This window comes from Pontibacter sp. HJ8 (genome assembly GCF_054824225.1).
Genome location: NZ_JSYF01000209.1, coordinates 1 through 5,493 on the forward strand (window position 1 = coordinate 1; position 5,493 = coordinate 5,493).

A 5,493-nucleotide genomic window follows, 5' to 3' on the forward strand; every position below is an offset into this window, starting at 1 on the left:
AGAAGCGATCGCGCGTCAGGACACAGCGTTTTTACTCGAGACCATGTCTGAGATGTATCCGGCTGACATCACCACGGTGCTGTATGAGCTCGATGCCAACGAATCGAAGTATGTGCTGGACCTGCTGCCCCCCGAGATAGGAGCAGAGATATTGAGTGACCTGGACTACGACATCCGTACCGATTTCCTGCAATACTTTACCAGCCAGGAAATAGCCCGCTATGTCAACCTGATGGACTCGGATGATGCCGTGGATATTCTCAACGAGCAGAATGTGCAGCGGCGCGAAGAAGTCATCGCCCTGCTCGACAACGAGGAGAAAGCGGAAGACATCCTGGACCTGCTGCACTACGAAGAAGACTGCGCCGGCGGTCTGATGGCCAAGGAACTGATCAAGGTGAACATCAACTGGCGGGTGCGACAATGTATTGAAGAGATACGCCGGCAGGCCGAGGATGTGGAGAAGATCTATACGGTTTATGTGGTAGACAACCGGGATATCCTGTTAGGACGCCTGAGCATCAAAGCCCTGTTGCTCTCACGGGATGATAAATTGGTAAAAGATATTTTTAGCCCGGACGTGATCTCCATCGAGTCCTTCCGCGACGAGAACGAAGTGGTAAGCGTGATGCAGAAATATGACCTGGAAGCTATACCTGTGGTCAACATCCAGGGGAGGCTGCTGGGCCGTATCACGATCGACGACATGATCGATGTGATGCAGGAGCAGGCCGAACTCAGCCGCCAGCTCATGACAGGTATCTCCGAAAATGTGGAGGAAGACGACAGTGTATTCCGTATCTCGCGTTCCCGTATACCCTGGCTGATCATCGGCATGGTGGGGGGCTTGTTTGCCGCCTACTTCATGGAGTTTTTTGAAGGGGATATCGCCCTGTTGCCGGTGCTGGCGTTGTTCGTGCCGCTGATCACCGCAACGGGAGGAAACGTAGGTATACAGTCTTCTTCGATCATCATTCAGACCCTGTCCTCCAACGCCGTGATATTTGATAATTTTGCCCAACGTCTTTTCAAGCTGATCATGGTGGCCCTGCTGAATGCGCTCATCATTTCGGCGCTGGTGTTTGTCTTTACCTACCTCTTCCGCCAGGATCTGAAACTTTCCATTGTCGTATCCTTTGCATTATTTTCGGTGGTGATGCTGGCCTCGCTCATGGGTACGCTGACGCCGATGCTGCTCGATAAGTTAGGCGTGAATCCGGCGGTGGCGGCCGGTCCTTTCATCACGACTGCCAACGACCTGCTGGGGCTGGCTATTTATTTTGGTGTGGCCCATATGCTGTATGATTTATAAACCTCGTTTTTTGCTATGACTGCTGCCCGCGTCCTGATTATAGATGAAATTCATCCCAGCCTATTTCCCATGCTCGAAAGCATCGGTATGGAAGCCGATTACCGTCCGGATATAAAGCCGGTGGAAGTATGTGAAGCGCTGGCCGGTTTTGACGGACTGATCGTGCGGAGCAAAATGCGCATTACGGCCGATACCATCCGGCTGGCCGGTAAGCTCAAGTTCGTCGCCCGGGCAGGAGCAGGGGTAGACAACATTGATGCCGAGGCGTTGCAGGAACGCGGTATCGCACTGATCGGGGCCAACGAGGGCAACCGGCAGGCAGTGGGGGAACATGCATTGGGTATGCTGCTCTCACTTATGCGCAACATCACTCGCGGCGACAGGCAGGTGCGGGACAAGGTATGGCTGCGCGAAGAGAACAGGGGAGAGGAGATCAGCGGCCAGACAGTCGGCATTATCGGGTATGGCAACATGGGACAGAGCTTCGCCCAGGTGTTAAGTGGTTTTGGCTGCCGCATACTGGCCTATGACCGCTATGCTGAAGACAAGATCTGCGCACCGGCTGAGCGGGTTTCGCTGGAACAGTTGCAGGCGGAGGCCGACATTGTCAGTCTGCACATACCGTTTATACCTGAGAACCGCACGTTTGCCAACGATGACTTTTTCAGCGCCTTCCGCAAGCGGATCTGGTTCCTGAACACATCGCGGGGAGAGGTGGTGGATCAAACCGCGCTGGTACAGCACCTGCAGGCGGGAACCCTGAAAGGAGCTGCGCTGGATGTACTCGAAAACGAGAAGCTCCATACCCTGACCGCGCACCAGGAGCAGAACTATACCTACCTGGCCGCTGCCGCGAATGTGGTGTTCACGCCGCACATCGCCGGCTGGACGTATGAATCCTACGTCAAGATCAACGAGGTACTGGTAGAGAAGCTCGCTGCGCTGAAGCGAGCCGGCAAATTGTAGCGGGAAGAAGGAAAGGTTAACCAGGTATAGCGCAGCCACTGACGCAGGAAGTTCAGCGTGTGAGAGACAATCCAGCAGCTTAATTTCGGTGCAGACGTATAACTATGAGCAGAATAGCTGGTATTCATGCCGGCTCATTAACAAATAATAACTATTTGCGAAATACTACTTGTATATAAAAAGTTCGTATATTTGTTTCAAAGGGTATCCGACGAGGGTTACTCGGGGCGCTCCTTTTGAAGCAGGTTATTTCCTTAAATTATACGGTAACCCAACAGTACACAAAAAGGCAGGCTTAAAACAGATTTAATCAACCATCAACATATTAGGCAAAAAGAACGGTTATGTGTGACATAGCCGTTCTTTTTGTTTTTGTGTTTTAAAAAGAGAAAAAACATTATTATGAGCAACATTTCATATTACACTGCAGAAGGTTTACAGAAACTGAAGGCCGAACTGGCAGAGCTCAAAACGAAAGGCCGTGCGGAGGTAGCACGCCAACTGGCAGAAGCACGCGACAAGGGTGACCTGAGCGAAAATGCCGAATACGATGCCGCAAAAGACGCACAAGGGCATCTGGAGCTCAAAATTGCCAAACTGGAGGAAGTAGTAGGCAATGCCCGCCTCATCGATGAATCGAACCTGGATTCAAGCAAAGCCTTGATCCTTTCCAAAGTGAAGATCAAGAACCTCAAAAACAACATGGTCATGGACTACCTGCTGGTAGCCGAAGAGGAGGCGGACCTGGCATCAGGTAAAATCTCTGTAAAATCGCCTATCGGAAAAGGACTTTTAGGCAAGTCCGTCGGCGATGTGGCCGAAATTACCGTACCTGCAGGTAAGTTGCAGTTTGAAGTATTGGAAATCAGCCGATAAAACAATGGAAGCATCCATATTCACAAAGATCGTTAAAGGAGATATACCTGCCTACAAAGTAGCAGAGGACGACCGTTACCTGGCCTTTCTGGATGTGTTTCCGACGACCAAAGGCCATACCCTCGTGATTCCGAAGCAGCAGATCGACTATATCTTTGACCTCGAGGACGAGCTATACCTGGGCCTGATGGCTTTTGCCAAACGGGTGGCCGCCGCCGTAGAGAAGGCCGTCCCCTGCAAGCGGATCGGCGTAGCAGTAGTAGGACTGGAAGTGCCCCATGCACACGTACACCTGATCCCGCTGAACAAAATGGCTGACATGAATTTTGCCAACAAGCAGAAGTTCAGCAAAGAAGAATTCGAAGAAACAGCCGCCCGGATCCGCCAGGAATACGGGGCAGCTTAAAGCAATTCTATTTCCATAATGCAAAAAGGGCAGATCGTTTAGATTTGCCCTTTTTGCATTATGGAAATAGAGTTCTGAGTCACGAGTTCTGAGTCAGGAAGGACTCGTGTGTCCTGCGTCCTCCTTCTACTTTTGCTTAAGCGTATCCGATTGCTGAATCGTAGAGTCCTGCAGCTGCAGCGGTTGAGTTGGTTGCTGTTCGAGTCTTTTGGCCTCTTCCTTGGCCTGTTTCTTGAAGTAGCCCCTTAGCAGGAAATTGTTTTGCAGGGCTTGCATGTTCTGGTCAAATTTCTCGGTGCTCGTCTCCAGGTTCTGCATGGTGCTCTGGAGCTGCCTGGCAAATTTCTCATCGCTCAGCAGCACCCCCACCGCATTGCTATTGTTGTTGAGTTTGTTGGTAGCCGTTCGCAGGTTCTCGGTGATCTCATTGGCCGAAGCGGTTGCCTCCTCCAGCTGTGCCATGGAGGTTTTGAGTTGCGCAAACACTTCTTTATCGGTCAGCATTTCGTTGGCCAGGCCACCGGGTGTGTTCAGCTTGGACGTAAACTGAGAAAGGGCCCGCGAGGCGCTTACCGTACTGCGCGAAGTCTGCTGCAGGTTGTCGACCATAGCCCGCAGGTCGTTGGCCAGCAGGGAGTCGGTCAGGATAGCGCCTATGGTTCCTTCACCACGTACGATCTTGCCGCTCAGTTGCTTAAAATCATCTGTAATGTCGACCAGGTTCTTGTTGTTTTTCTGCAGGGTCTCCATCAGGTCATCGGTGTTGAGCGGGTTGACAGCCTTCAGTACATCCCCGTTCTCTACCGGTGCTGCCTGTTGGGTGCCGCCATCGAGCACGATGTTCTTGTTGCCGATAAAACTCTCGGAGCTGATGCGGGCAATGGCGTCCTTGCGGATATACTCCTGTGCCCGCTGCTCAATGTTCATGACCACTTCCACCTGCGAGTCGCCGTAGAGGTTGATCGCTTTGATCGTGCCGATCTTGACCCCCGAAAACCAGACGTTATTACCCGTCTTCAGGCCGGCCACATCATCGAACACAGCCCGGACTGCGAGGGTGCTGATGAAGCGCTTCTGCTGTCCTGCCAGCGTGAAAATGCCTGCAACAAGGATTACAAGGGCCAGAAATACGAAGATTCCGACGATTACGGAACGTTTATTATCTGCCGTGCTCATTTAGTCTATAAAGTTATAATTGTAAAACGCTTTTACCCGCTCATCCTCTGTAGCGAATACTTCTTCAAAAGTGCCTTGCCGCTGAAACTGCCCGTCGAGCAGCATCACAATGCGGTCGCCAACTGCACGGGCACAGGTAAGGTCGTGCGTGATGATGATCGAGGAGGTATTGAATCTACGTTGCACGTCGTTGATGAGGTTATTTATATCCATACTGGTGATCGGGTCGAGGCCAGCGGTGGGCTCGTCGTACAACATGATCTCCGGTTTGAGAATCAGCGTGCGGGCTATACCTATTCGTTTTCTTTGTCCGCCGGAAAGCTCGGAAGGCATTTGGTGAATGGCCTGTGAAAGCCCCACCGCTTCCAGTACGAACCGGATGATCCGGTCGCGGTCTTTTTCAGTAAGTTCTTTTGAATGCCGGATCAGGGGGAATTCCAGGTTGTCTTTCACCGTCATACTGTCGTAGAGCGCGCTGTTCTGGAAAGAAAAACCGATCTTCAGGCGCAGGGCTTCCAGCTCCCTCGGGCTGAGTTTGTCTACCTCTTTTCCGAGTACATTGACGTATCCCTGGTCGGCTCTCAGAAGACCGGATATGATCTTGATCAACACCGATTTCCCTGTTCCGGAGCGGCCCAGCACCACCAGGTTCTCGCCCTGGTAAAGGTCCAGATCCACCCCTTTGAGCACTTCAAAATCATCGAAGGCTTTTTTGAGCCCTTTGATCTCGATGACCTTTTTATTTCTGTCTATTCTT

General features: G+C 51.7%; 6 protein-coding genes. 4 read left to right on the forward strand and 2 right to left on the reverse strand.

The window, feature by feature from the left end; all coding sequences use genetic code 11:
* From mgtE to OB13_RS10220, 4 genes are all read left to right on the forward strand, one after another.
* Positions 1-1,312: magnesium transporter (mgtE, locus tag OB13_RS10205; protein ID WP_461490062.1), on the forward strand; the 1,312-nt coding region annotated here is incomplete at its 5' end.
* Between the two features lie 15 nt (positions 1,313-1,327).
* Positions 1,328-2,278 (forward strand): NAD(P)-dependent oxidoreductase, encoded by a 951-nt coding sequence (locus OB13_RS10210; RefSeq protein ID WP_461490063.1) that lies wholly within the window; start codon positions 1,328-1,330, stop codon positions 2,276-2,278.
* Between the two features lie 402 nt (positions 2,279-2,680).
* A complete protein-coding gene (gene greA, locus OB13_RS10215; protein WP_461490064.1) occupies positions 2,681-3,154 on the forward strand; it encodes a transcription elongation factor GreA in 474 nt (157 codons plus the stop codon).
* A gap of 4 nt (positions 3,155-3,158) precedes the next feature.
* Complete coding sequence (locus OB13_RS10220) at positions 3,159-3,560, forward strand: HIT family protein (protein WP_461490065.1); 402 nt, start codon at positions 3,159-3,161, stop codon at positions 3,558-3,560.
* A gap of 126 nt (positions 3,561-3,686) precedes the next feature.
* Here OB13_RS10220 and OB13_RS10225 read toward each other — a convergent pair whose 3' ends face one another.
* Positions 3,687-4,736, reverse strand: a complete 1,050-nt coding sequence (locus OB13_RS10225) for an MlaD family protein (RefSeq protein WP_461490066.1) — start codon at positions 4,734-4,736, stop codon at positions 3,687-3,689.
* Positions 4,737-5,489 carry an ABC transporter ATP-binding protein gene (locus tag OB13_RS10230; RefSeq protein WP_461490067.1) on the reverse strand — a complete coding sequence of 251 codons (753 nt, stop codon included), beginning with the start codon at positions 5,487-5,489 and terminating at the stop codon, positions 4,737-4,739. It abuts the gene before it with no gap.
* Positions 5,490-5,493: the final 4 nt, after the last annotated feature.

Coding starts and splice junctions, on each gene's coding strand:
- OB13_RS10220 (WP_461490065.1), top strand. CDS start 3,159: ATGGAAGCATCCATATTCACAAAGATCGTTAAAGGAGATATACCTGCC.
- OB13_RS10225 (WP_461490066.1), bottom strand. CDS start 4,736: ATGAGCACGGCAGATAATAAACGTTCCGTAATCGTCGGAATCTTCGTA.
- OB13_RS10210 (WP_461490063.1), top strand. CDS start 1,328: ATGACTGCTGCCCGCGTCCTGATTATAGATGAAATTCATCCCAGCCTA.
- greA (WP_461490064.1), top strand. CDS start 2,681: ATGAGCAACATTTCATATTACACTGCAGAAGGTTTACAGAAACTGAAG.